The sequence below is a fragment of the Allobosea sp. P4_H5 genome (assembly GCF_056400825.1).
Window position 1 is genome coordinate 37,204 of the sequence record NZ_JBFUKM010000020.1, and the last position, 25,858, is coordinate 63,061.

A 25,858-nucleotide genomic window follows, 5' to 3' on the forward strand; every position below is an offset into this window, starting at 1 on the left:
CTTCCCATCATGAGCGATCAGGGCTCAGGCACGGTCCGGGCTGCGCAAGCCAGGCCCGCCACCCTTGTTCAAGGGTGCGGTGGAATGCCGGACCTTGAGTTGCATCCCGACGGACAGGCGCTCCGGCGCCGTCTCGGATTGCTTGTCGGACATTTTTTTCAGCAGAAGATTGGCTGCAAGTTGCGCCACCTTCGTGCCATTGCCGCGCACGGCCGTGATCGACGGCGTCATCACCTCCAGAATGCTGGCGTCACCGATCGAAACGATCGACAAGTCGCGCGGCAGAACCAGGCCGCGCTTCGCGCAAAAGCGCAGGATACCGGGGATTTCGTCGATATTGGCGATGATGGCCGTGATCGGCCGTTCGCGACGACATAACGCCTCCAGTTCGCGCGCCTTGAACGCGCCAACCTCGAAGACCAGACCTGCGGCCTGCTCCAGCCCACGATCTGCGAACGCGGCATCAAGGCCGGCCTTTTGCTCTCGGCCGACCCAGGTATCGAGATGACCGGCGACGAGCGCGATCTCGCGGTGCCCAAGTTGCAGCAGATGCGCGGTCGCGCTGCGGGCGCCGTGCCGATGCTCGGTCAGAACGGTGTCGAAACCACCGCTCGGATTGCGTTCCCACAGCACCATGGGGATGTTGATCGCGGCGAGCCGCTGCGTGACATCCGGGTCGTTGTCGCGATTGACGGCTAGAAGCATGCCGTCGACGACGCGGTTCTGCATCAACGACAGAATCTCGGCTTCTCGCCTGTTGTCGAAATGGGTGCTCGCGACGATCAGCGTGTAGCCGGCCCGGCCGAGCGTCGTCTCCGCTGCCGCGATCATTTCGGCCGCGATCGGCTGCCTGATATCGGTGACGAGGCAGCCGACAGCGTAGCTCTTGCCGAGCCGCATGGAGCGCGCGACCGAATTGGGATGATAGCCGAGCTCCTGAACGGCTCTGAAGACCTGGTCGCGCAACTGGGGCGCGACATTCTCGTTTCCGTTGAGGACGCGCGAAACGGTACCGAGGCCGACCCCGGCCCGGCTGGCGACATCCTTGATCGTGACAGCCTTGGCCTCGCTGGTCGCTTGCCCCGCCCTTTCCTCACTCACACGAACCGCCCTCTTCCTGCGCCTGGCCGACATACACGTGCGGCAGGCACCGTGCGAGCCGGGGAACCAGTTCGATGACGGGAATGCCGATCGCCTTGGCGAGATCATGGATCGAGATCTCCTCGCTTCCCTGCTGACCGAGGACGACGACCTCGTCGCCGAGCAAGACATCGCCGAGCGCTGTCACATCGATGACTGAATGCTGGAAGGTCCGGCGTCCGAGCACAGGGCAGCGCCGGCCGCGGATCAGGACTTCGCCCAGCGGCGGGATGTGGTTCAGCCCGTCCCAGAAGCCGATGGGTGCGACCGCTGTGCGCATGCCGTGTGCGATGGCGATCGGCGCGCCATAGCCGATTCCCAGCACGGTGCCGGGAGGATGCTCCTGGATCTGGATGATCCGGGACTTCACAGCCTTGAGCAAAGGCGAGAGGGCGCCGATCTCCATCCAGTTCTCATCGAGCCCTCCGCCATAGATCAGCCGCCCGGGATCGACTGCATTGAAGAGCATGTCGGGATAGGCCAACACCACGCGGCTCGATGCCAGTATCAGGGTGAGGTCGTCATGCCCGGCCGCGGCGGCATCGGCTGCCGCTTGCCGGAAGAGTGCGGCCTGATCCCGACTCGTTGCGGGATCGTCCGGCGTGCTCAAATGCGAGTACAGGCCCCGAACCGTGACATGACCAGCGGCACGAAGGCGCTGCAGCACGCCGGGCCATTGCTCACGGCGCAGGCCATAGCGGCCAAGACCGCAATCAACCTCGACGAAGACCTCGATAGCCTCGCCCGCGGCGATCACCGCCTCCGCATCGGCGATGCTCTGCACCGTCACCATGGCACCGAGCCGAGCTGCAGCCGGCAGATCGGCCGGAATGGTGGAGGCGAACAGCAGGACCGGGAGCGTCGTGCCGGTGCTGCGGATCGAAACGACCTCATCCGGGCTGCCGGCGCAGAAGCCATCGACGCCCGCCCGCTCCGCGGCCTTCGCGACCGCCGCGGCTCCGAAGCCGAAACCATCGCCCTTGCAGACGAAATAGATGCGGACATCCGGGCCCACCCGTTTGCGCGCTGCCGCGACATTCCGGCTCAGTGCGCCGAAATCGAGCTCCGCCCAGCTTGGACGCAGCAAGCGAACGCGATCATGCCGGCGGCAATCAGTCCGCGCGAGGCTCGAAGCGAGATCCGGAACCGCTGCGTGCGCCGTCATGCCGCTTCTCCTTCGCATTCCGCGCTCAGCGCCCAGCCGCGATTGCGCGCCATGAAAAGACGAAGCTGGGCGGCGGCCGGCCCGGAGGGGTCAGTCGCCAGGCGCTCGCGGCGGGCCTTCGTTGCGGTGGTATCCGCGCGGCCATCCGCGTCGATCACCACCCCATAGACGTCGCGCGCAAACACTTCGGTGAAGCGCCCGTCACGCACATCGGCCGCCACCTGCGCCGGATCGCGCTCCAGCGGATCGCCATTGCCTCCGCCGCCGGGAGCGACATGCGTGAAGAGATCACCTTCGTGCAGCGCAAGCGTTCGCATCGGCATCACCGGCAGGAGCTCGGCCTTGCCGCCGTGATCGAGAATATTGAGGGACGGCGATCCCGGACACCCGCCGAGCAGCCCCGGCGGCAGATGCGCGCGGCGGTCCGAACGGACGGTGAGGGCCGCAGTTTTTCCAAGAATACGATACGACCGCGTGATCGCCATGCCGCCGCGCCGCCGCCCTGCACCGCCCGAATTGGCAACCAGACCGTAGCTCTCGATCCGCAGCGGATAGCGTGCCTCGATCAGCTCCACGGGCATGTTCGAAAGGTTGGCGCCGGGGTTGGAGATCCCGTCGACGCCGTCCTTGGTGGCACGGCCGCCCCAGCTTCCAAGAATTCCGTCCGTGATCAGCCAGGCCTTGCCATCGTGGACGCCGCTCAGCGAAATGGCCGAAGGGCCTCCCTCGCCGGCGGCCGGCATCCGGTCGGGCACGATCTGGGCGAAGGCGTTGAACAGCACATCGAGCATCCGATAGGCCATGACGCCGCGCGCAGCGCAGGCAGCAGGCGGACGCGGATTGACGATGGTGCCGAGCGGCGCCACGACCCGGATCGGGCGGGCATAGCCCTCGCAGTTCGGTACCGCCGCCTGAACGGCGCAGCGCAACGCGGCATAGGCGACAGAATAGGTAATCGCGACGGGCCCGTTGATGGCGCCTGGCACCTCCCCGCTCGTTCCGGTCCAGTCGATTTCGATCTCGTCGCCGGCGACGGTGATCGCGACCTTGAAGCGGATCGGCCCGCCAACCTCGCCGAGGCCATCGATGAAATCCTCGGCCTCATAGACGCCATCGGGCATGGCGCGGATCTCGTCGCGGACGAGCCGCTCCGCATAGTCGTGCAGTTCGGCCAGCATGCCGCGCATCGGCAACGCGCCATATTTGGCGAGCACCTTGCCAAAGCCGCGCTCCGCCGCGGCGCAGGCGGCGATCTGAGCCCGCAGGTCGCCCAGGACCTGCTCCGGCATGCGCGAATTCACCTCCAGAAAGGCGAGCAGGTTCTCGTCCATCCGGTCGTCATGCATGGCCTTGATCAGCGGAATCCGCAGGCCTTCCTGGAAGATTTCCGTCGCATGGAGCGCCATGCTGCCCGGCGCCATGCCACCAAGGTCGGTGTGGTGGACGAGGCTGGCGACGAAGCCCTCGACCTCTCCGTCATGGAAGACCGGCTTGACCAGGTAGACATCCGGCAGATGCATGCCGCCGGCGCCATAGGGATCGTTGGTGATGTAGCCGTCGCCCGGCTGCATCTTTCCGCCGAAGCGCTTGAGAATATTCGCCATCACGCTCGGGAACGAGCCGAGATGCACGGGATTGGTGAGGCCCTGCGCGATGATGAGCCCGTCCCGGTCGCAGAGCGCCGTCGAATAATCCATCGAGTCGCGGACGATCGGCGAATAGGCGCTGCGCAGGATGACGAGCGCCATCTCGTCGGCGATCGAAGCAAGGGCGTTCTTGACGATCTCCAACGTCACCGGATCGGAGCGCGTCCGGTCGGGAACAGAATTCGTGGCAAGCATGGCGTTACCTTTCGGAGGCTGTGAGCACGAGGTTGCCCAGTTCGTCCAAGCCCGCGGTCCAGCCGGGCGGCACGACGCAGGTGGCGTCGTATTCCTCGACGATCAGCGGGCTTTCCCGGTCGCCGGCAGCGAGGTCCCAGCGCGTGATGACCGGCGTCGGCAGGTGGCCCCATTCGGCGCCGAACCAGCAGGTCCGCGCCGCTTGGGTACCGGATGATGCCGTCTGCGCCTGAGGGGGCGATGGCCGGTAGGCCGTGGCACTCTCGCCATGAGGGCGTCCGGTGATGCGGATGTTGACGATTTCGAGTGGATCGTTCGCCGAGGCATGGCCATAGGTCAGCTCGTGCTCGCGATGGAATGCCTCGCTCGTGGCCGCGATGTCGATCGCCCCGTCCGGATGACGGGCCACCCCGATCGTCAGCTCATAGGCCTGCCCGGCGTAACGCAGGTCCGCGAGCCGATCGATCTCGATGTCTTCCTTCGCGAACCCGTCCGTCTCCAGGCTGGCGACCATGCTCGTCTCGATCTTGCGGTAGGCAATGTCGAGCTCGTCGGTGTCGACCCCATCCAGAGCGCAGAAATAGGTTTGCATCAGGTCGTGCTCGGTCGTCGAATAGAGCAGCCCGAGCGCGCTGAAGACGCCGGGATGGGACGGGACGACGACGCGCTTCATGTCGAGGAGGCGCGCGATCTCGGCCGCCACGGCCGGACCATTGCCGCCGAATGCGAACAGGGTGAAGTCGCGCGGGTCGCGCCCGCGATAGGTCGAGACGGCCTTGACGGCGCGCATCATCGTCGATGCCGCGATGGCGTAGACGCCATGCGCTGCGGACTGGAGATCGAGGCCCGTCGGCGCGCAGACCTGTTCGCTGAGCGCCTGCCGGGAACGCTCGGCGTCGAGGCGTACGGCGCCACCGGCGATATATTCCGGATTGATGTAGCCGAGCATGACGAGCGCGTCGGTCAGCGTCGGCCGGGATCCGCCCGCGCCATAGCAGGCCGGCCCCGGAACCGCGCCGGCGCTGTCGGGGCCGACCTGGATCAGGCCGCCGGCATCGACCCGGATGATGCTGCCGCCACCGGCCCCGATCTCCGAGACGTCGATGAACGGCAGCTTCACAGCATGTCCGCCGCCCTTGATCAGTTTGCTCGAAATGTTGATCCCGGCCCCGACCTCGTACTCCGTGGTGCGAGCGGGCTGGCCCTGCTCGATGATCGCGGCCTTGGCGGTGGTGCCGCCCATGTCGATGGTGATGATGTCGTTGGAGCTGCCGGCCGCGCCGATGCGAGCCGCCGCGATGACCCCGGCCGCGGGACCGGACTCGATGATGCAAGCCGGCTTCTCGCTCGCCGCCAGCGCGCTCATCACGCCGCCGCTCGACTGCATCACCTGCAGCGGGGCGTGGATGCCGGCCTCGCGCAGCCGGGTCGTCAACGCCCGCAGATAGGAGCGCACGACCGGCCCGAGATAGGCATTGACCACCACCGTGCTGGTTCGCTCGTATTCGCGGATCTCCGGCAGGACATCGCTGGAGCAGCAGACGAAGACATCCGGACCGAGGATATCGGTCAGGATCTCGCAGGTCCGCCGCTCGTGCTGCGGATTGGCATAGGCGTGCAGGAAACTCACCGCGACTGCGCGCGTGCCGTCGGCAGCGATGCGGCGCGCCACCTCGGCCACCGCCTTCTCGTCGAGCGGCAGGACGACCTCGCCATGCGCACCGATGCGCTCGGGAATCTCGTAGCGCCTGTGGCGTGGCACGAGCGGCGTCGGCTTCTCGTAGTTGAGGTTGTAGAGCTCGGGCGTGCGCAGCCGGCCGAGCTCGAGGACATCCCGGAACCCGCGCGTCGTCAGCAGCGCAGTCTTGGCGCCCTTGCCTTCCAGGATGGCGTTGGTCGCCACGGTCGTGGCGTGCACGACCTCCTCGATCTCGCTCGCCTTGCCGCCGATGCGCTCGAGCAACGCCAGGATGCCCTCGACGATTCCGCGACTGTAATCGTCCGGCGTCGACGGGTGCTTGAACGAATGAACCGTCTCCCCGTTTTCCAGGAATGTGATGTCGGTGAACGTGCCGCCGATATCGGCGCCCACGCGAAACGAGCGCGTTGTCATGGATTGGTCTCCGCGATGATGGGCCGAGATGGCGCGAGGTGGCAGGCGACGAGCCGGTCGCCGAGGCGGACCTCGGGCGGTTCACCTTGCGCGCAGATCGGAATCCGGTTGCTGCAACGGGGTTCGAAAGGACAGCCGCCATGACGGGCAGCCTCGGACAGCGGCGGATCGGCCGGGCGATTGCGGCCGGCGAGCCCGCGCGGAATGGCGGCCACCAGGCGCTGCGTATAGGGATGCGCCGGTTCCGCCAGAATTTGTGCGGCGGGCCCCGTCTCGACGATGCGTCCGGCATACATGACCAGCACGCGGTCGCAGAACGCCCCGACGAGCCCGAGATCATGGCTTATGATCACCAGCGTCAGCCGCCGTTCGCGATGCAGTTGCTGCAGCAGCGCGACGATCTCGCTCTGCACGGAAACGTCGAGCGCCGATGTCGGCTCGTCGGCGATCAGCACCTCCGGCTGGCGCGCCAGGGCCCGGGCGATCCCGATGCGCTGCTTCTGTCCGCCCGACAATTGGTGCGGTAGCCGCTCCAGCAGCTCCGGCCCGAGGCTGACCTGCGCCAGCAAGGCATTGAGCGCCCCGGGCGTAGGCTGCTCCGGAAAGGCTTCGCTCAAGCTGCGCGCGACGGTCTTGCGAGGGTTCAGCGCCGTGTGCGCACCCTGAAAGACGAACTGGACGCGGTTGCGGAAACGCTGCCAGTCCGCGGCCGCGAACGAGGACAGATCGCGTCCCTCGAACAGAACACGGCCACTGCTCGGGCGGTCGAGACCGACAAGGAGCCGCGCGAGCGTCGACTTGCCACTGCCGCTCTCGCCGACGATCCCAAGGACATCGCCGGCCTGGACCTCGAAGCTCGCTCCCAGCAGCGCAGGTGTCGTGCGCCGGTCGAACAGGCGCGCCAGCGGCGAATGCGCGACCGGATAGCGTCGGCCAGCGCTCGCGGCGGCCAGAAGCGGTGCTGCAGATCCCCGTGCGTGCGTCATGTCAGGCGCTCCGCCAGCAGGCGCTCAAATGCGTCCCCGCGCCCCGCAGGGCAGGCCGCACATGGCAATCCACATCCGCCAGGCGGCAGCGGGAGAAGTAGTCGCAAGCGCCCTCGCCCGGGCTCTCGGCCAGGGGCGCTGGGGCAGCCGTCCGCAGTGGGCGGCCCGGTCGCGGCACGGCGTCCAGCAGGAGGCGCGTATAGGGATGGCGCGGAGCGCTGAAGATCGCCTCGGCGCTGCCGGATTCGACGATCCGGCCGCGATACATCACCGCGATCCGGTCGCAGAACTCCGCAACCAGATCGAGATTGTGCGAGATGAACAGCAAGGCGATCCCGGAGCTGGCGCAGATATCGCGCAGCAGCGCGACCACCTGCGCCTGAACGGTAACGTCGAGCGCCGTCGTGGGCTCGTCCGCGATCAGCAGGCGCGGCCGGCAGGCAATGGCCATGGCGATCAGGACCCGCTGGCGCATGCCGCCGCTGAGCTCATGGGGATATTGGCCGCTACGCCGGCGCGGGTCGTCGATGCCGACCTTGGCGAGGAGTTGCTCGGCCTCCGACCAGGCCGCCTTGCGGCCGGGGTCGTCATGGCTGCGGATGGCGTCCACGAGTTGACGGCCGACGGTGAAGGCGGGATTGAGGGCGGTCATCGGATCCTGGAAGATCATCGCCACCTTGCGGCCGCGGAGGTCCCGGCAGGCGCTTTCGGGCAGGCTGGTGATGTCCTCGCCGTCGAGGCGCATCGAGCCGCCCACGATGCGGCCGGCGCGTCCAAGCTGGTGCATGACGGCGAGCGCCGTGACGCTCTTGCCGGAGCCCGACTCGCCGACGATCGCCAGCTTCTCGCCGGCCATGACCTGAAGCGTCACGCCGTGGACGACCTTGCGGGCTGCGATCTCGGGGCCGAAGGCGACCGACAGATCGGTGAGGGACAGCGCGGGAGCGGTCATAGCGCCGGCCCTCCGTCGCGCCGCCGGGGATCGAGAACGGTGCGGAGCGCATCGCCGACCAGGTTGAAGCCGATCACGGCCATGAAGATGGCCAGGCCCGGCCAGGTCGCGACCCACCACTCGTCCGAGAAGGCGAGCGAGCGCGCATCGGCCAGCATGCCGCCCCAGCTCGGTGTCGGCGGCTGCACACCGAGGCCGATGAAGCTCAGTGACGCCTCGATGATGATGCCGATGCCGATCAGCACGCTCGCCTGCACGAAGATCGGCGAGAGGATGTTGGGCAGGATGTCGCTGGTCATGATCGACCACGCCCCCGCGCCCTGCAGGCGCCGTGCCGCGACATAATCCGCCCTGGCCTCGGCCAGGGCCAGGCCGCGGGCGACACGCGCCAGCCCGGGAATGAAGAGCAGCCCGACGAGCAGGACGATCTTGGCTTCGTTCGGGAGCAGGAACGGGCCCAGCTGCACCGGCCCGGTGCCGAAGATGCCGACGATCGCAATGGCCCAGACGAGCAGCGGAATCGCCGCGAAGATGTCCATGAGGCCCAGCAGGACGCTTTCGACCAGCGTCCCGCTGTAATAGCCGGACAGGGTCCCGACGAAGAGACCGCCGGAGAGTCCGATGGCGACGGTCAGCACGCCGATCATCAGCGAACTCCGCGCGCCCCATACGAGCCTGGCGAAGATGTCGCGCCCCATCTCGTCCGTGCCGAGAAGGAACGACGCGCTCGGGGACTCCAGCCGATGCTCCATCATCAGCTCGAGCGGATCGTGTAGCGGCAGCCAGGGCGCCGACAACGCCGCCAGGCTGAGCAAGCCGACGATCACCAGGCCGACCAGGCCGATCCGGGTTCCGGCAAGGCGGCGCACGAGACCGGCAAGCCCGGCGAGCGGACGCGGGCGCCTTGCACTGGCGGCCCCTGCCGCCGACGCAGATCCCGTGGAGCGCACGACGTCAAGCATGTCGCAGCCTCGGGTTGATCAGCCTTTGGATGAGATCGGCGACGAGGTTCGAGACGATGAACATCGCCGTGACGACCAGGACGGTGGCCTGGATCATCGGGTAGTCGCGCTGCGTGATGGCGGTCAGCAAGGCCCGCGACAGGCCGGGTATGTTGAAGACCAGCTCGATGATGATCGCCCAGCCGAACATGTAGCCGAACGACATGCCGGCGACGCTGACGAAGGGCGGCAGCGCGTTCTTGACCACGTAGCGGGCCACTAGTCCCCGGCTCAGGCCGAGCGAATGCGCGGTGCGGACATAGTCCTGTCCCAGGACCTCGATCACGGTGGCGCGCATCAGGCGGCTCAGCGCACCGATATAATAGAGCGCTATCGACAGGGCGGGCAGCACCAGAGAGGCGAGATGGGCGTGCCAGCCCTCGGCGAGCGGTGTGATCCCGATGGGTGGCACCCAGCCCAGCTTGACGGCGAAGACGCGGACCAGGATCAGGGCAAGCCAGAATCCCGGAACCGACACGGCCATCAGGGACAGCACGCGGATCAGATGGTCCGGCCAGCGGTCCTCGGTCAGCGCAGCGATGAGACCAAGCGGAATCGCGCCGGCGAGCGTCAGCAGAAAGGTGACCGCTACCAGCTCGACCGTGACGGGCAGGCTTTCCAGGAGCTCGAGATCGATGGAGCGGCCGGTGATGTAGGACTGCCCGAACCCTGACCGGGGAAGCTGCGCCACCCAGGCCGAATACTGCGCCGGCAGGCTGCGATCGAGACCGCGGTCATGCTCGAATGCCTGGATCTGCTCGGCGGTGGCATCGGCGCCGAGCACGATCCGCGCCGGTGACAACGGCGTCAGCCGCGTGAGCGCAAAAAGCACCGCGCTGACAGCTACGAGAACCGCAAGACTGCTGAGTATTCGACCCGCGAACCACATGGTTTTCGCCTCAGCGTCCGTCGGTCATGGCCACGTCGGTCAGGCGGAGCGTTATCCCCGTATTGGGCTCGAAGCCCTGCACGTTGGTCCGCCAGAGGTTGAAGCTGTGGATCGCGCCGATCCAGGTCGAGGGCGAATCCTCCGCCAGAATTGCCTGCATGTCGGCGAGGATCGGCCCGAGCGATGGCTCGTCGTCGACACGGAAACTGTCGGCCAGGAGGGCATCGAGCCGCTCGTTGCTGTAGCCGGAGCTGCGCGTCATCACCTGGTTCGGCGTATAGATGCCCTGGATGATGAAGGTCGGGTCGGACGGCCCGATCACGGCCATAAGTACAGAGGTCTGGTTTCCGGCGAAGACCTGCCCGATGAGCTGACCGGTCTCGAGCGGCTGGAGCTTCACCTTGATCCCGAGCCGCGCCAGCGATGCCTGGATGAACAGGGCCGCATCGCCGACATCCAGCAGATAGCCTTGCGACGAATAGAGCAGCTCGAACTCGGCGCCGGACGCGTAGCGGGATTTGGCGAGGTAGGCCTTCGCCTTTTCGAGATTGAAAGCCAGCTCCTCGGCCGCCTTGGCGTTATACCACCAGGCCGAGGCCGGCGCCGGCACCGCCGAAGGCTCGACCAGGCCGTTGAAGATCTTCTCGGCAATGGTCTTGCGATCGGTCGCCAGCGAGACCGCCTTACGGAAATTGGCGTCGTCGAACGGCGGCTTGCGGGTATTGTGGATCATCAGCATCATGCTGCCGAGCGCCGGGCGGCTGCCGCCAGTGATGCCCTGCACCTTGGCCTGCTTCAGGCGAACGTAGTCGCGTACCGGCGGCGCGCCGATGATGTGCACCGACTTCGACAGCAGCGCAGCGATCCGGGCCGCCTCCTCGGAGACGATCCGCACGCGCAGCCGGTCCCAGGCGATGCTGTCCTTGCGCCAATAATTCGGGTTGCGGCGGAATTCGACGACATCGTTGGACCGCGCCGAGACGAAGATGCCAGGCCCCGTCCCCAGCCCCTCGGGCTTCTGCTGGAAGATCTCGTTACCGTATTTCTCGCGGCTCCCCGCCGGAAAGATCCCCATATACTTGGTCATGTAGTCGAGGAAGGGCCGGAAAGGCGTCTTCAGCTTGAAGCGCACCTTGTGGCGTTCAAGAACATCAACGGATTCGATATTCGTCCAGACCGGGCGTCGCAGCGCCTTGTGAGCCGGATCGAGCATATAGTCGTAGCTGTACTTCACGTCCTCCGCAGTGAACGGCTGGCCGTTCTGGAAGGTGACGTCGTCGCGTAGCTCGAAGACATACTCGGTTCGGTCGGCGGAGATCGCCGGCATCATCTTGGCAAGCATGGGGCGCCGGCGACCTTCGCCATCGATCTCGATCAGGTTCTCGAAGATGAGCTGATTGACCACCATGGCATCGTGATTGCCCTGGTTGATCGGGTCGAAGGTCGAGGGGTTCGACGGGATCGCGACGATCAGGGAACGCTCATCGGCGGCTCGTACTGCGAGCGAACAACCGAGCCCCCCGATTGTGACCGCTCCACCTTGGAGAAAAACACGGCGATTGAGAGAGGCAGAAGCCACGGTGATCTCCCTTGTGGAAACGTTTCCTTTGTAATTGGAAACGTTTCATCAAGCGAATTCCTTGTCAAGTGGCCCAGCGCATCGATTTCAGCAGGCGGCCAGCCGGGGTGCGCCGGAACTCTCCATGGCGCCACGGCCGTCAGACCGTAGGCAGGGAGTTGAACGACCGCTGCGGCAATGACGAGAGCGAACGCTGCAATCGGCGCGACGAGATTGACGCCGCCGGGCTGCCTGGCCGCTTTCCAGGCAGCCGGTTTTCGATCTGTGATTCCGCCGTCACCCGGACGCATGCTCGTACGAACGTCGTGACGGATCGCCATGCTGAGTAGCAGTCACGGCGCCTTGCGCTAAAAAAGTGATAATTGACGAAATTCTCACAGAGTGAGATATTAAGAAAAATACAGGAAGCGCCAGACCGAAAGGCGCCGAGTTTCTCAGGGAGGTGTCAGTGAAGATCACCAGATTTGCCAGCGCCTGCGCGCTGCTTGCGTTGTCTTCCGTCGCGGCGCAGGCGCAGTTCAGCAACAATGTCGTGCGGATCGGCGTGCTCAACGACCAGTCGGGCATATATGCCGACATGGCCGGGCCGGGATCGGTCGTCGCCGCGCAGATCGCCGTCGAGGAGTTCGGCGGCAAGATCGGCAATACGCCGATCGAGATCATCCGCGGCGACCATCAGAACAAGCCGGATATCGGCCTCAACATCGCCCGCAAATGGCTCGATACCGATGGCGTCGACATGATCGCCGACATTCCCAACTCCTCGATCTCGCTGGCCCTGTCGACGCTCGTGCGCGACAAGAACAAGGTCGCGGTCGTCACCACCTCGAACAGCAACCGCCTGACCGGCGACGCCTGCACGCCGAACCACGTCCACTGGGTGCTGGACAATTACAGCCTCGCTAAGAGCACGGGCACGGCGGTCCTCAGGACGATCGGCAAGAGCTGGTACTTCATCACCGCCGACTACGCCTTCGGCCACGACATGGAGCGCGAGGCCGGCGAGATCGTGAAGCAGGCAGGCGGCAACGTCGTCGGCGCGGTTCGCCATCCGTTGAGCTCGTCCGACTTCTCGTCCTATCTGCTGCAGGCCCAGAGTTCGAAGGCCGGAGTGATCGCGCTCGCCAATTCCGGCAGCGACTTCACCAACACCGTCAAGCAGGCGGCCGAGTTCGGCATCGTCGGCAGCAAGCAGAGTCTGGCCGCGCTCGCGGTCTACCTGACCGACATCAAGTCGCTCGGCCTCGATAGCGCCAAGGGCATCTATCTCAGCGAGCCGTTCTACTGGGACCTGAACGAGCAGACCCGCGCCTTCGCCAAGACGTTCGCCGCGCGCCACAACGGCGCGATGCCAACCTCCTACCAGGCCGGCGTCTATTCCGGCGTGCTGCACTATCTCAAGGCGGTCAAGGCCGTCGGCAGTGATGCCGACGGGCGCGCCATCGTCGCCAAGATGAAGGAGCTGCCGACCGAGGACCTCACCTTCGGCAAGGGTTCGGTCCGCGAAGACGGCCGCAAACTGCATCCGATGTACCTGTTCCGGATTAAGGAACCGGCGCAGTCGAAATCGCCCTGGGATCTCTACGAAAAGGCCGGCGAGACCTCCGCGGCCGAGGCCTTCAAGGCGCCCGACCCGGCCTGCTCGCTCGTCAAGAAATAGGTTGGAATGTCCAGGCCGCGCGCGATGCGCGGCCTGCCGCTTGCGCATCACCGCAGCAGTGGGAACGCAGGCTTCCCATAGCGACGCTGCGCGCTACCCGCAGCCGCGCCGACAGCTCCAGCGAGGGCAGCTTCGCCCGCAATCCGCCGGAGCCCCCTGATCTGAGAGGAGACGATCGTGATCGTCGAGGAACGCATCTACGTCCTGCACACCGAGGTCGACGTCAACGAATACCTCAGGATCTACAAGACGGAGGGCCTGCCGCTGCAGCTGGAGATCCTCGGCGGCTTCCTCGGCTACTTCACCACGGAAATCGGCATGCTGAACCAGCTCGTCCATTTCTGGGCCTATGCCGATCTCGAGGATCGCCGGCGCCGGCGCGCGCGGCTCGCCGAGCAGCCGGGCTGGCGTGGCTGCCTCGCCAAGATCCGCCCGATGATCCGCAGCATGGAGAACCGCATCCTGCTGCCGACCGACTTCTCGCCCTTGCCGGCAAAGCTCCTCGGCACGGCCGGGGCTGCGGGCGGCTGAGCCGCAGCAGAAACGGCCGAGCTTCACGACGCGACAAAGGAAACCACGCATGCCTCTGCTCAAGGACAAGGTCGCCCTGATCACCGGCGCGGGGATCGGCATCGGCGCCACCGCGGCCGGACTGTTCGCCCGCAACGGCGCCAGGGTCGTGATCGCCGAGATCAACGAGGAACAGGGCAGAATCGTCGCCGAGGAGCTGAAGGCACAAGGACTCGATGCGCTGTTCGTGCGGACCGACGTGACCGATGCCGGCAGCGTGCAGGCCTGCGTCGCAGAAGCTGTCAGGCATTTCGGCAAGCTGGACGTCATCTACAACAATGCCGGCGGGTCCAGCATGAAGGACGGCGACGTGACGCGCGTCGAGGCCGACGAGTTCTGGCGCGCGATCAAGCTCGACCTCTTCGGCACCTGGCTCGTCTGCCATTATGGCATCCCCGAGCTGATCCGGGCCGGCGGCGGCGCCGTCGTCAATGCGAGCTCCGTCGTCGCCCTGATGGGCTGGCCGGGCAAGGACGCCTATACGGCGGCGAAGGGCGGAATCTCGGCCCTGACACGCTCGATGGCGGTCGAATTCGCCCCGCACAAGGTCCGCGTCAATGCCGTCGCGCCGGGTGTGACGCGGACACCGCGCGTCGTGGCGCAGCTCGCCGCGCTCGAAACCACGCAGAAGCTAACGGCGGCGCATCTGCTGGGAATCGTCGAGCCGATCGATGTCGCCAATGCCGCCCTGTTCCTTGCCTCCGACGCCTCGGGCAAGACCACGGGGCAGATCCTTCCGGTCGATAGCGGCCTGACGATCTCCTGAGCGGTCTCAGCGATGACCAGCCACGCCGCCCCGGACGAGATCACCAGCGTCGCCGTCGTCGGGGCCGGCACGATCGGCGCGAGCTGGGCGACCTACTTCCTCGCGCGCGGCCTCGGCGTCGTCGCGGTCGAGCCCGTTGCGGCGATACGCGCGGGCCTGCCCGAGGCGATCGCCCGCGACTGGCCCGCACTCGCCGATGCCGGCCTCGTTGCGGCCGGCGCGAGTCCGGGCAAGCTGACCGTCGTTGCGGCGCCTGAGGATCTCGCCGGGAGCGGCGTCGGCTTCGTCCAGGAGAATGTCCGCGAGGAGCTGGCGCTGAAGCAGGAGGCGCTGCGCGCACTCGACGCCGCGCTGCCCGCCGATGTCCTGATCGCGTCCAGCACATCGGGGCTGAAGGCCAGCGACCTGCAGGCGCATTGCGCCGATCCCGGCCGCATCCTGGTCGGTCATCCGATGAATCCGCCGCATCTGATCCCGCTCGTCGAGATCGTCGGCGGAACCGCGACGGATCCCGGGGCGATCCGGGCCGCGTGCGCCTTCTATGCCGCGATCGGCAAGCGCCCGGTGGTGCTGAACCGCGAGGTCGTCGGCCATCTGGCGACGCGGCTCACGGTCGCCCTCTGGCGCGAGGCCGCCTTCCTCGTCGCGAGCGGCGTCGCCTCGGTCGAGGATGTCGATGCTGCCGTCACGCATGGGCTCGGCCTGCGCCTTGCCGTCGCCGGCCCGCATCTGAGTTATCACATGGGCGGCGGCGAGGCCGGGCTCGCCGGCTTTTTCGCCTGGGCTCGCGAGCCGCTGGCGCAATGGTGCGCCGATCTCGGCGATGTCGCGCTGTCGCCAGAGCTGGAAGCGAAGCTCGTCGACGGCCTGCGCGCGGAGACTGGGGGCGCCGCCGTTTCCGAACTGACGCGGCAGCGCGACCGCGGGCTCGCAGCACTGCTGAAGGCGCTGCATTCAGGCTCCTGAAAACTGCGCATTGACTCAAATCAATAATTGCCAATAATCGCAAATTATGAGATTAGTGTAGAAATCGAGAAGCCGCAAACGGCCGCGCAACCGCGCTCCGTCAAGCGGCGCGGTCGGAGGAAGCAGATGTCGACGGCATCGAAGCTGGCCCGGCGCGGCTGACGGGCGCGCCATGCTGATCCACATGCTCAACGGGCTCGTCTTCGGCGGCCTGCTCTATCTCGTCGCCGTCGGCCTCGTGCTGATCTTCGGGCTGCGCCAGGTGGTGAACTTCGCCCATGGCAGCCTGTTCATGGTCGGCGCCTATGTCACCTACGCCACGGTCGCCATTGCGGGCTTCTGGGCCGGGCTCCTCGCCTCGACGCTGGTGCTGATGGCGCTCGGCCTGCTGCTCGATCGCACCGTCTTCCGCCAATTGCAGGACCAGGACCCGATCGTGACGGTCCTTGTCACCTTCGGGCTGCTGCTGGTTCTCGAGGATGCGGTGCGCACCATCTGGGGGCGCGACAACCTCACAGTGGCCGTGCCGCAGTTGCTGCAAGGCACCGTGCAGATCGCCGGCTCGACCTTCCCGATCTACCGCCTGTTCGTGATCGCGGCCGCGGCGCTGATCGGCCTTGCCCTGACGTTCTGGCTGAAGACCAGCCGCGTCGGCCTCTATGTCCGCGCCTTCGCCGCCGATCCCGTCACGACCGGCATGCAGGGCGTCGACACCGAGCGCGTCAGCGCCACCGTCGTGGCGATCGGGGCCGGGCTCGCCGGCCTCGCGGGCGCGATCGCCTCGCCGCTGCTGGCGCTGTCGCCGACGATGGGCAGCACGATCCTGATCGAGAGCTTCATCGTCGTGGTGGTCGGCGGCTTCGGCAGCTTCTCGGGTGCCTTCGTCGCAGCGCTGCTGATCGGGCAGCTCCAGAACTTCGGCATCGTCTTCGTGCCGTCGATCGCCTCGATGATCCCCTTCCTGCTGATGGTGGTGGTCCTGATCTATCGCCCCGCCGGGCTCGCCGGGAGGGCGGCATGAGCATGGCCTCCGAGACCACCATGGCCACGCCTCGCGAGCTTGCTCCGTCGCGCCGCCTCCTGCCTGCCCTCGCCGCGGCGCTCGTCGCGCTCGGCGGCTGCGCATTTCCTTTCTTCGTCTCGTCGCCGCTGACGCTTTCCCTGCTGACGCAGGCGCTCATCGGCGCACTGCTGGCCACCGGCGTCGGCTTCCTGGTGCGGCAGAATGGCATGGTCAGCTTCGGCCACGCGCTCTTCTACGGGCTCGGCGGCTATATCCTGGGCGTCGGCGTCGGCCGCGGCCTGCTGCCGGCAGAGCTCGCCCTCCTGCTCGCCCTCGTCGTGCCGCCAGCCCTCGCCTTCCTGCTCGGCCTCGTCATCACCCGCATCCCCGGCGTCGCCTTCGGCATGCTAACGCTCTCCTGCGCCCAAGCCTTCTACGAGCTCGCCCTCAAGGTGCGCACCCTCGCCAATGGCGATGACGGGCTGGTGGTCAACTTTCCAGCCCGCATCTTCGGCCTCGACGTCTCGGCGCTGCAGAACCCGCACTCGATGTTCGTGGTCTGCTGGATCGTACTGATGCTGGCGCTCGGCGGGCTCTGGCTGCTGGTGCGCAGCCATTTCGGGTTGCTCACCAGCGCGATCAAGGCGAACGAGGAGCGCGCCCGCTTCATCGGCTACGAGACGCTGGTGCCGCGCGCCGCCATCTATGCGATCTCGGCGTTCCTCGCCGCCATCGCCGGCATCCTCGCCACCTTCTACAACGCCTTCATCTCGCCCGACATGCTGCATTGGACGCTGTCGGGCTCGGCCCTGATCATGGCGATCATCGGCGGTACCAGCGTCGTCTGGGGGCCGGCGCTCGGGGCGATCGTCTTCTTCTACATCAAGGAGATCGCCGGCGACGCCACCGAGCACTGGCCGGCAGTGATCGGCACGATCCTCATCGTCGTCACCGTCTTCGTGCCGGTGGGCCTCAGCGGCCTGATCATGCGGCTGGTCTCGCGGAGGCGCGCATGAGTACGTCCGTGGCGGCTCCCGCGCTCGAGGGCACCGGCCTGACCCGTCTCTATGGCGGCTTCAAGGCTCTGGACGGTGTCGACATCGCCGTACCCAAAGGCGAGGTGCGTGGCATTATCGGCCCCAACGGCGCAGGCAAGTCGACGCTGATGGACGTGCTTGTCGGCCGCGCCGAACGCTGGCATGGCACGGTCAGGCTGGAAGGGCGTGACATCGGCTCGCTCTCGCCGCGCGAACGACGACAGGCTGGGCTCGCGCGCTCCTTCCAGAAGACCAACATCTTCGCCGAGCTGACGATCGCCGAACAGATCCGGCTCGCCGCCCGCAGCGCCGAGATCGACAATGCCGCCGAGGTTCTCGACGCGCTCGAGCTCACGGCACTGCGCCACCGCCTCGCCGGCGACGTCTCCTATGGCGACCGCCGCCGCCTCGACCTGGCGCTGGCGTTGGTCGGCCGCCCCCGCGTGCTGCTGCTCGACGAGCCGGCAGCCGGACTGACGGTCGAGGAATCGCTCGCCATGGCCGCCCTGCTGCGCGATCTCGCTCGCGAATGGCAGGTCACCGTCCTTCTGGTCGAACACGACATGGAGGTCGTGTTCGGCTTCTGCGACCGCATCACCGTGCTTCATCTCGGCAAGCTCCTGGCCGAGGGCACTGCCGACGAGATCCGCTCCAACCCGGTCGTCGTATCCGCCTATCTCGGGAGCTCGGTCGCATGAGCCTGCTCTCCTTCAGCCAGGTCGACGCCTTCTACGGCCGCGCCCAGGTTCTGCGCGGCGTCTCCTTCGAGATCGGAGCGGGCGAACGCGTCGCGGTGCTCGGCCGCAACGGCGTCGGCAAGACCACCATCGTCAACACCGTACTCGGCATCGCTTCGCTCGGCAGCGGCGAGATCCGGCTCGCCGGCAATTCCCCCGGCCGGATCAGGACCTACAGCGCCGCGCGGGCCGGCATCTCGGTCGTCCCGCAGGGGCGGCGCATCATCGGCGCGCTCAGCGTGAAGGAAAATCTCGTCCTCGGCTCCGCCGTCGACAGGAAGGGGCCGTGGACGCTGAAGCAGGTCTTCGATCTCTTCCCGATCCTGCAGGAGCGCCAGGACACGCCAGGCACTGCCCTCAGCGGCGGCCAGCAGCAGATGCTGGCGATCGGCCGGGCGCTGATGGCCAATCCGGCGCTGCTCGTCCTCGACGAACCCAGCGAGGGGCTCGCGCCCGTGATCATCGACGAGCTGGCGGAGGTCTTCGTCCGCCTGGCGCGCGAGGGTACCAGCCTGCTGCTGATCGAGCAGCACATCAGCCTCGTGCGGCGCGTCGCCCAAACCTACCACCTGATGTCGAAGGGCGCGCTGATCGAGAGCGGACGCCTCGCCGAGCTCAGCGACGAAAGGCTGAAGCGCCACGTCGCCGTCTGAACGAGAACCAGAACCAGGCAAGGGAGAAAGAGCATGACGAGCAAAGGGAAGATCAACACCGCCGGCATCCTTCTCGCCGGCCTGGCCACTCTGGCCGCCGGCACGGCGCTCGCCAAGGATCCGCTCCGGATCGGCGTTCCGACGGCCCTCACCGGGACCTACGCCGATCTCGGCAACCAGGCCAAGCGCGCCATCGATTTTGCCGTGCAGCAGGCCAATGCGGCCGGCGGCGTCGAGGGCCACAAGGTCGAGGTCGAGTATCTCGACACCGAGGCCAAGCCCGATCTCGCCCGCCGCCAGGCAGAGAAGCTCGCTCTGCAGGGCAACAAGGTCTTGATCGGCGCCATCGCCTCGGGCGAGGCGCTTGCCATCGCCCCGCTACTGGCGCGCTGGAACGCACTCTACGTCGCCACCATCAACAAGAGCGACAAGATCACCGGCGAGAACTGCGTGGCGCGCCTGTTCCGCGTCAACAACGCCGACTCCTCGGACGCAGCCACCGCCACGCCCTGGCTGAAGGAGCGGCCCGAAAAGGAATGGGCGCTGATCGGCGCCGACATCGCCTGGGGCCGCGACGTCGCCGCCAGCTTTACCAAATCGGCAGAAGCCCAGGGCAAGAAGGTCGTCTCGCAGGACTTCTCGCCGCTCGGCACCAATGATTTCGCGACCTACATCCAGAAGATCAGGAACTCGGGTGCAAAGGGCGTCTACGTCGCGCTCGCCGGCCGCGACGCGATCAACTTCGCCACCCAGGCCAAGCAATACGGCCTGCTCGACGCCGCCACGGTCGCAGGCGTCAGCTTCGTCACCGACAACACCGTCCAGGCCATCGGCGAGGCCTCGCGCGGCGTCTCGGGCATCATCAATTACTCGGCGACGCTCGACACCCCCGCCAACAAGGACTTCGTCGCCGCCTGGGAAAAGGCCTATCCCGGCACGCAGCCGTCGAATTTCGAGGGCGACACCTATATCGGCATGCAGGTCATATTCCAGGCGGTGAAGGCGTCGGGCAGCGTCAACGCCGCCGATCTGGCCAAGGCGATCCCCGGGCGCGACTACGACACGATCGTCGGCAAGGTGCATCTGCGCAAGGAAGACAACCAGCTCGTCCGGCCGAACTATTTCGGTATCGTCGAGGAGAGTGGCGGCAAGCTGCGTCCGGTGATCAAGATGTCGGTCCCGGCCGAAACCGCCACCACCCCACCGAGCCCGGCCTGCAAGCTCGGCTGACTCTCGATTTGTCGCATTTTCTTCAGGCGAAACGGTATCCACTTCGCTTGAAAGTGCTCTAGCGAGCCTCTGACCAAGGAAGACGCCATGACGACCGATCTGTTCTGCCTCGCCGGCCGCACGGCGCTCGTGACGGGCTCCGCGCGCGGCATCGGCTGGGGGATCGCGCAGACGCTCGCCATGGCCGGCGCACATGTCGTCATCAACGATCTCGACGAGGCTGCGGTGGCGGGCCGTGCGGCGGAACTGCGCGCCGCCGGCCATGCCGCCTCGCATGCCGCCTTCGACATCACCGACGAGGCAGGCGTCACGGCCGGCATCGCCCGGATCGTTGACGAAGCCGGCTCGATCGACGTGCTCGTCAACAATGCCGGCATCCAGCGCCGCAAGCTCTTCCACGAGTTCAGCTATGCTGACTGGCGCGCGGTCATCGACACGCATGTCAACGGCGCCTTCCTCGTCACCCGCGCCGTCGTCCCGGCGATGATGGAGCGGCGTTTCGGGCGGATCGTGATGATCGGCTCGATCGCGGTCCAGCAGCCCAAGCAGGCGATCTCGGCCTATGCCACGGCGAAGGGCGGGCTGAATACCATGGTGAGGGCGCTCGCTCACGAGCTTGGCAGCTACGGCATCACCGCCAACGCCATCGCCCCGGGCTTCACCGCGACCGAGTTCACCGCGCCCTTGCAGGCCGATGCGGCCTTCACCCAGAACATGCTGGCGCGCGTGCCGGGCAACCGCTGGGGCCAGCCTTCCGATATCGCCCCGGCCGTCCTCTATCTCGCCTCGGAAGCGGGATCCTTCGTCAACGGCACGACGCTGACGGTCGACGGCGGCTTCCTGGCGGCGGGGTGAGCCTGAGCCGGCCGGCGACGGGTCAGAGGCCCGCCTTCTCGGTTTCGGGGGCGATGCGTGTCTTGCGCGGCCTGGCGGCACGTCCGCCGATGGAAGGACTGCCGGCCGAGCGCCTGGCGATATCCGCGGTGATCGCGGCGCCGAGCCCCATGATCTCCGCTGGATAGGGCGTCTCGAGGCTCGCCTGGTAGCGCGTCTCCGGCAGGATGAAGACGACGCTGCCGAGCACGCGCTGCTCGGCGTCGAAGATCGGCGCGCTGATGCCGACGAGATCGGGGAAGACCTCCGCCCGCGACAGGCAGTAGCCGGCCTTGCGCAGCCGGGTCATGTGCGTGCGGAACTCCTCCCAGTTCTCGCCGAGGCCGGCCTCGCGGATGCGGTCGGCGTGCCACAGCATCATGCTGCGCAACTGATAGGGGGTGAGATGGGCGAGGATGATCTTCGCCATCGCGCCGCGGAACATCGGCATCGGCCGGCCGCGCTCATAGATCGTCTCGACGCTGGGGTCCGGGCCGACAAGGTCGGCGCACATCACCTTGTCGCCGTAGAAAGCGCACAGCATGATGTCGACATCGAACCGGATGCTGGCGGCGCGGATCAGCGGGCCGGCGCTCGAAAGCAGCGGGTCCATCTTCCGCACCAGCCGGTCGAGCTCGATGATCCGGGGCCCGAGCACATAGCTGCCGCCCGTCGCCGGCGCCAGCAGGCCGCGATTGCACAGCGACTGGATGTAGCGATAGGTCGTCGCCTTGGACGCGCCTGTTGCCTGCACCGCATGGTCGAGTTGGATGCTCATCAGGTTTTCGTCGAACAGGTCGAGAATGGTCAACATTCGATCGAGGCTGCTCATCTTGCCCTCTGAACCATCTGACCTCACGAATCAGCGCCACTTGCGCCGCTTGGGCATCACGCAGCCTAAATCAGCTCGCCTCCGGACGAAATGCCCGGAGGCAAAAACCCGGTCCTTTCCAAGCTCCGCCGATCAGGGGCGGGAATAGCCGGCCAGGATGGCATCGTCGACATCGGGCAGGTTGACGACGATGTTGTCCGGCGAGCGGCAGGTCAGGAATACCAGGTCCTCCGTGGTGCTCATATTGACCTCGACATGCGGCATGTGCGGCGGCACGAACACGAAGTCGCCCGGCTCCATGTCGACATACTCCTGGTAGTTGTCGCCGAAATAGATCCGGCACTGGCCGCGCAGCACATAGCCGCCGGTCTCGGCCTCGCCGTGATGGTGCGGCAGCGAGCGGTAGCCCGGCTCGTTGCTGACCTGGCCGAACCAGATCCTGGTCGCCGGGGTGTGCTGCGGGCTGACGCCCGAGATCCGGATCGCGCCACCCGACTGGCCGGTGCCGGCGTGTTCCTGCCCCTTGCGCGTGATGATGGGTTTCACATCGCTCATCGTCTTCTCCTTGGTGGCGCCGGGTTGCTCCCGGCGTCAGCTGCTCTCCCGCGCCGTCGGCTTCCGCTGCAGAGCGGGCAGTTCGCTTGACGGTCAGAATTCCATTCACTAATCTCACTATTCAATAATAATAACAAGTATGGAATTTCCCCGGAGAACCAGCGGAATGCCCCGCGCAAGGCCGATAATCGCCGCTGGAGCTGCTGCGCGGGTATCGCCGGCCTCTGCCCGCGACGGCCGGACATGATCGCTCCGCAACGGCGGGCGGGGGCACGAACGGCTCTCGTCGTCGGCGCCAACGGCATCATCGGCCGCAACATGGTCGAGTATCTGCGCACCCTCGGCGACTGGCGCGTCCTGGCACTCGCGCGCTCGCACGAAGCGCTCGACGCTGGTGTCGAGTGTATCGCCGTTGACCTGTTCGATGACAGCGCCAGTGCCGAGGCGCTCGGCTCCGTCTCAGGCGTGACCCATGTCTTCTTCGCCGCGCTGGCGCCGGGCGCCGGTCCGGCAGCGCAGGTGAAGCCCAATCTTGCTCTGCTGCGCAATGCGGTGACGCCCTTGCTCGCCGCCGGCTCGCTCCGCCATGTCTGCCTGGTCCAGGGCACGAAATGGTATGGCAGCCATCTCGGCCCCTACCGGACCCCGGCGAAGGAGGATGACCCGCGCCATGCCGGATCGAACTTCTACTATGCGCAGCGCGACTGGCTGAGCGCCGCGCAGGCCGGGCAGCCCTGGAGCTTCTCAACGCTGCGCCCGCATTTCATCTGCGGCTTCAACACCGGCAACCCGCACAACATGGTCGCCGCCATCGGCGCCTATGCCGCGATCCGCCGCGAGCTCGGCGAGCCGCTCGACTTTCCCGGCACGCAGGCCTGCTTCGACACACTCACCATGGCGACGGAGGTCAGCTTGCTGAACCGCGCCATGCTCTGGGCCGCGACCACGCCGGCCTGCGCCAACCAGGACTTCAACATCACCAATGGCGACCTCTTTCGCTGGCGCAATCTCTGGCCGGCAATAGCGGCCAGCTTCGACATGCAAATGGGCGAAGTGCGGCCGCTGCCGCTCGCCGAATACATGGCCGACAAGGAAGTTCTCTGGCGCAAGATCACCGCCCGCCACGGCCTGCGTCCGACCGAGCTGAACGATGTCGTCTCATGGAGCTGGGCCGATTTCCTGTTCCGCGGCGATTGGGACGACATCTCCGCGATGACCAAGGCCCGCCGCTTCGGCTTCACCGGCTGCATCGACACCGAAGACGAGATCCTCGCGGCGCTGGCCCGCTATCGCGCCAAGCGGGCCCTGCCATGACCCAGCCCACTCCCCTTCCCTCCGACAGGCGGTCCCCGATGACGAAGGCTCCCTATGATCTCTCCGGCCTGCGCATCCTGCTGACGGGTGCCGCCGGCGGCATCGGCGCCGCAACCGCGCGCCTTTGCGCCTCGCTCGGCGCCGAGCTGGTACTGACCGACGTCAAGGTCGACGAGGAGCTTCTCGGCGAGCTGCGTCGCGACGGCAGAGCCCATGTCTTCGAACCTTGCGACGTGCGCGACCGCGCCGCGGTCGAGGCGCTTTGCCGGCACAATTTCCCGCTCGACGCACTGGTCCTCAACGCCGGAATCTTTCCGAAGGAGGATTGGCAGGCCGATGATTGGGACGACCAATTCCGGCACTGCATGGACGTCAACGTCGTCGGGCCGGCGAACTTCGTCCGTGCCGCGCTGCCGCATATGAAAGAGAGAGGCGCTGGGCGCATCGTGCTGCTCGGCTCGATCGCCGCACGTACCGGCGGAACCCATGCCCACTCGCCCCTGCATTACGCGGCGTCCAAGGGCGCGATCCACAGCTTCGTGCGCTGGCTCGCGCGCCGGGCGGCGCCCGAAGTGCTCGTCAACGCGGTGGCGCCCGGCTCGACTCAGACCGCGATGATCGCGCAGGCCGATCCCGCCACGATGAAGGCGATGCCGGTGCCCCGCTTCGGCCGACCGGAGGAGATCGCCTGGCCGCTGGCCTTCCTGTGCTCCCCCGGTGCGAGCTACGTCTGCGGCACGATTCTCGACGTCAACGGCGGCGCCTTCATGAGCTGAAGGCGCCAACTCCAGCAGGACATCCACCATGCTTCTCAAAGACAAGACGGCGGTCGTCACCGGCGGCGGCAACACCAAGAGCATCGGCTTTGCCATCGCGCGCCTGTTCGTGGCGCAAGGTGCGCGCGTCGCGATCCTCGACAATGACGCCGCGGCACTGGCGGCCGCCGGCCGGGAACTGGGACCCGAGGTCCTCGCCATCGAGACCGACATCGCTTCCCAGGCCGCCTGCCGCGCCGCCGCCGACCGCCTTCGCGGCGCATGGGGGCGGCTCGACGTGCTCGTCAACAATGCCGGCGTCGTCCAGACGAGGCGGCTGGCCGATGTCTCGGCTGCGGATTGGGATTTCGTGCTCGGGGTCAATCTGCGCGGCGCCATGCAGGTCTCTCAGGAAATGCTGCCGCTGATGGACAAGGGCGGTTCGGTCGTCTTCCTGGGATCGATCGCAGCCCAACGCGGCGGCGGCCTGATGGGCGGTCCCCATTATGCCGCCTCGAAGGGCGGCATCCTCGCTTTGGCCAAGACCATGGCGCGCGAATACGGCCCGGCCGGCATCCGCGTGAACAGCGTCAATCCCGGCGTGGTCGACACGGCGATGACGGAGGATGGCTATCCGCCCGAGCGCCGCAAGGCGGTGGAAGCGACGATCCCTCTCGGCCGCTTCGCTGTGCCGGACGACATCGCCCGCGTCTGCCTTTTCCTCGCCTCCGAAATGTCGGGCTATGTCACCGGCGTCGCGATCGACGTGAATGGCGGCCTGCACATCCATTGATGTGCAGGCCGGTGAGCACGCGGCCGGATGCCTTCCCGGCCGGGTCGCCTTGGCGCCAAAAATTTCTCTTAAAATTCAATAATTTTGGAAATGGCTGGGACGCCAGGATACCCAGCCAGTTTCACGGCACCAATTTCTTCAAGCGGTTACGACTGCTCCGATGAATGAAACTGAACCGCCCCGGGTTCGCCGGAGGCCCCAACTCCTGAGAGGATGGGGCTATGACGAGCAAGACGACGAACCAGTTCTCGCCTGAGATGCGCGCGCGTGCGGTGCGGATGGTGCTGGATCACGAAGCCGAGCATCCGTCGCGCTGGGCGGCGATCATGTCGATCGCGGGCAAGATCGGCTGCACGGCGCAAACGCTGAACGAGTGGGTGAAGAAGGCTGAGGTCGACAGCGGCCGAAAGCCCGGGCTGACGACGGACATGGCGGCGAAGCTCAAGGC

At 66.7% G+C, this 25,858-nt stretch carries 25 protein-coding genes; 14 read left to right on the forward strand and 11 right to left on the reverse strand.

All coding sequences use genetic code 11. The features are described from left to right. Positions 1–24: 24 nt before the first annotated feature. The 9 genes from AC1DS0_RS29170 to AC1DS0_RS29210 are packed head-to-tail and all read right to left on the reverse strand — an operon-like array spanning position 25 to position 11,666. Positions 25–1,101: a LacI family DNA-binding transcriptional regulator gene (locus AC1DS0_RS29170; protein WP_476817710.1), complete on the reverse strand. Its 1,077-nt coding sequence runs from the start codon at positions 1,099–1,101 to the stop codon at positions 25–27. Then, a complete protein-coding gene (gene alr, locus AC1DS0_RS29175; RefSeq protein ID WP_476817711.1) occupies positions 1,094–2,305 on the reverse strand; it encodes an alanine racemase in 1,212 nt (403 codons plus the stop codon). Before alr ends, AC1DS0_RS29170 begins: the two co-directional genes overlap by 8 nt. Next, positions 2,302–4,146, reverse strand: a complete 1,845-nt coding sequence (locus AC1DS0_RS29180) for a hydantoinase B/oxoprolinase family protein (RefSeq protein ID WP_476817712.1) — start codon at positions 4,144–4,146, stop codon at positions 2,302–2,304. Before AC1DS0_RS29180 ends, alr begins: the two co-directional genes overlap by 4 nt. A gap of 4 nt (positions 4,147–4,150) precedes the next feature. Then, positions 4,151–6,259 carry a hydantoinase/oxoprolinase family protein gene (locus AC1DS0_RS29185; protein WP_476817713.1) on the reverse strand — a complete coding sequence of 703 codons (2,109 nt, stop codon included), beginning with the start codon at positions 6,257–6,259 and terminating at the stop codon, positions 4,151–4,153. Beyond that, positions 6,256–7,245 carry an ABC transporter ATP-binding protein gene (locus AC1DS0_RS29190; protein WP_476817714.1) on the reverse strand — a complete coding sequence of 330 codons (990 nt, stop codon included), beginning with the start codon at positions 7,243–7,245 and terminating at the stop codon, positions 6,256–6,258. The genes AC1DS0_RS29185 and AC1DS0_RS29190 overlap by 4 nt, the downstream gene beginning before the upstream one ends. A gap of 1 nt (position 7,246) precedes the next feature. After that, on the reverse strand, positions 7,247–8,197 hold the full coding sequence (locus AC1DS0_RS29195; protein ID WP_476817715.1) for an ABC transporter ATP-binding protein: 951 nt from the start codon (positions 8,195–8,197) through the stop codon (positions 7,247–7,249). Continuing rightward, the gene (locus AC1DS0_RS29200) at positions 8,194–9,159 is read right to left on the reverse strand and encodes an ABC transporter permease (RefSeq protein WP_476817716.1); all 966 of its coding nucleotides are present in this window, start codon (positions 9,157–9,159) and stop codon (positions 8,194–8,196) included. Before AC1DS0_RS29200 ends, AC1DS0_RS29195 begins: the two co-directional genes overlap by 4 nt. Continuing rightward, the gene (locus tag AC1DS0_RS29205) at positions 9,152–10,087 is read right to left on the reverse strand and encodes an ABC transporter permease (RefSeq protein WP_476817717.1); all 936 of its coding nucleotides are present in this window, start codon (positions 10,085–10,087) and stop codon (positions 9,152–9,154) included. The genes AC1DS0_RS29200 and AC1DS0_RS29205 overlap by 8 nt, the downstream gene beginning before the upstream one ends. Before the next feature lie 10 nt (positions 10,088–10,097). Then, on the reverse strand, positions 10,098–11,666 hold the full coding sequence (locus tag AC1DS0_RS29210) for an ABC transporter substrate-binding protein (protein WP_476817718.1): 1,569 nt from the start codon (positions 11,664–11,666) through the stop codon (positions 10,098–10,100). Positions 11,667–12,114: 448 nt separating this feature from the next. Here AC1DS0_RS29210 and AC1DS0_RS29215 point away from each other — a divergent pair, with 448 nt between their 5' ends. The 10 genes from AC1DS0_RS29215 (at position 12,115) to AC1DS0_RS29260 (ending at position 21,143) form a co-directional block, all read left to right on the forward strand. Continuing rightward, complete coding sequence (locus AC1DS0_RS29215) at positions 12,115–13,326, forward strand: ABC transporter substrate-binding protein (protein ID WP_476817719.1); 1,212 nt, start codon at positions 12,115–12,117, stop codon at positions 13,324–13,326. Positions 13,327–13,503: 177 nt separating this feature from the next. After that, positions 13,504–13,857 (forward strand): NIPSNAP family protein, encoded by a 354-nt coding sequence (locus AC1DS0_RS29220; protein WP_476817720.1) that lies wholly within the window; start codon positions 13,504–13,506, stop codon positions 13,855–13,857. Positions 13,858–13,906: 49 nt separating this feature from the next. Beyond that, positions 13,907–14,662 carry an SDR family NAD(P)-dependent oxidoreductase gene (locus AC1DS0_RS29225; RefSeq protein ID WP_476817721.1) on the forward strand — a complete coding sequence of 252 codons (756 nt, stop codon included), beginning with the start codon at positions 13,907–13,909 and terminating at the stop codon, positions 14,660–14,662. A 12-nt stretch (positions 14,663–14,674) separates the two neighbouring features. Next, positions 14,675–15,628 (forward strand): 3-hydroxyacyl-CoA dehydrogenase NAD-binding domain-containing protein, encoded by a 954-nt coding sequence (locus tag AC1DS0_RS29230; protein WP_476817722.1) that lies wholly within the window; start codon positions 14,675–14,677, stop codon positions 15,626–15,628. Between the two features lie 172 nt (positions 15,629–15,800). Then, the gene (locus tag AC1DS0_RS29235; RefSeq protein ID WP_476817723.1) at positions 15,801–16,649 is read left to right on the forward strand and encodes a branched-chain amino acid ABC transporter permease; all 849 of its coding nucleotides are present in this window, start codon (positions 15,801–15,803) and stop codon (positions 16,647–16,649) included. Beyond that, entirely contained in the window at positions 16,646–17,647 is a 1,002-nt protein-coding gene (locus tag AC1DS0_RS29240) for a branched-chain amino acid ABC transporter permease (RefSeq protein WP_476817724.1), read from the forward strand. The genes AC1DS0_RS29235 and AC1DS0_RS29240 overlap by 4 nt, the downstream gene beginning before the upstream one ends. Next, positions 17,644–18,366, forward strand: a complete 723-nt coding sequence (locus tag AC1DS0_RS29245; RefSeq protein ID WP_476817725.1) for an ABC transporter ATP-binding protein — start codon at positions 17,644–17,646, stop codon at positions 18,364–18,366. Before AC1DS0_RS29240 ends, AC1DS0_RS29245 begins: the two co-directional genes overlap by 4 nt. Then, entirely contained in the window at positions 18,363–19,058 is a 696-nt protein-coding gene (locus AC1DS0_RS29250) for an ABC transporter ATP-binding protein (protein WP_476817726.1), read from the forward strand. Before AC1DS0_RS29245 ends, AC1DS0_RS29250 begins: the two co-directional genes overlap by 4 nt. Positions 19,059–19,091: 33 nt before the next feature. Continuing rightward, on the forward strand, positions 19,092–20,288 hold the full coding sequence (locus tag AC1DS0_RS29255; protein ID WP_476817727.1) for an ABC transporter substrate-binding protein: 1,197 nt from the start codon (positions 19,092–19,094) through the stop codon (positions 20,286–20,288). Positions 20,289–20,375: 87 nt separating this feature from the next. Beyond that, positions 20,376–21,143, forward strand: a complete 768-nt coding sequence (locus tag AC1DS0_RS29260) for an SDR family NAD(P)-dependent oxidoreductase (protein WP_476817728.1) — start codon at positions 20,376–20,378, stop codon at positions 21,141–21,143. Positions 21,144–21,165: 22 nt separating this feature from the next. Here AC1DS0_RS29260 and AC1DS0_RS29265 read toward each other — a convergent pair whose 3' ends face one another. Next, entirely contained in the window at positions 21,166–21,993 is an 828-nt protein-coding gene (locus AC1DS0_RS29265) for an IclR family transcriptional regulator (protein ID WP_476817729.1), read from the reverse strand. 132 nt (positions 21,994–22,125) lie between these two features. Then, positions 22,126–22,548 carry a cupin domain-containing protein gene (locus tag AC1DS0_RS29270; protein WP_476817730.1) on the reverse strand — a complete coding sequence of 141 codons (423 nt, stop codon included), beginning with the start codon at positions 22,546–22,548 and terminating at the stop codon, positions 22,126–22,128. A 243-nt stretch (positions 22,549–22,791) separates the two neighbouring features. On the opposite strand from AC1DS0_RS29270, the gene AC1DS0_RS29275 reads away from it, so the two are divergent. From AC1DS0_RS29275 to AC1DS0_RS29290, 4 genes are all read left to right on the forward strand, one after another. Next, on the forward strand, positions 22,792–23,862 hold the full coding sequence (locus tag AC1DS0_RS29275; RefSeq protein ID WP_476817731.1) for an SDR family oxidoreductase: 1,071 nt from the start codon (positions 22,792–22,794) through the stop codon (positions 23,860–23,862). A 38-nt stretch (positions 23,863–23,900) separates the two neighbouring features. Beyond that, a complete protein-coding gene (locus AC1DS0_RS29280) occupies positions 23,901–24,638 on the forward strand; it encodes an SDR family NAD(P)-dependent oxidoreductase (protein WP_476817732.1) in 738 nt (245 codons plus the stop codon). A gap of 28 nt (positions 24,639–24,666) precedes the next feature. Continuing rightward, positions 24,667–25,410, forward strand: coding sequence for an SDR family NAD(P)-dependent oxidoreductase (locus tag AC1DS0_RS29285; RefSeq protein ID WP_476817733.1), 744 nt, complete (start codon positions 24,667–24,669; stop codon positions 25,408–25,410). A gap of 221 nt (positions 25,411–25,631) precedes the next feature. Then, on the forward strand, positions 25,632–25,858 hold a 227-nt coding region (locus tag AC1DS0_RS29290; protein ID WP_476817734.1), incomplete at its 3' end, for a transposase.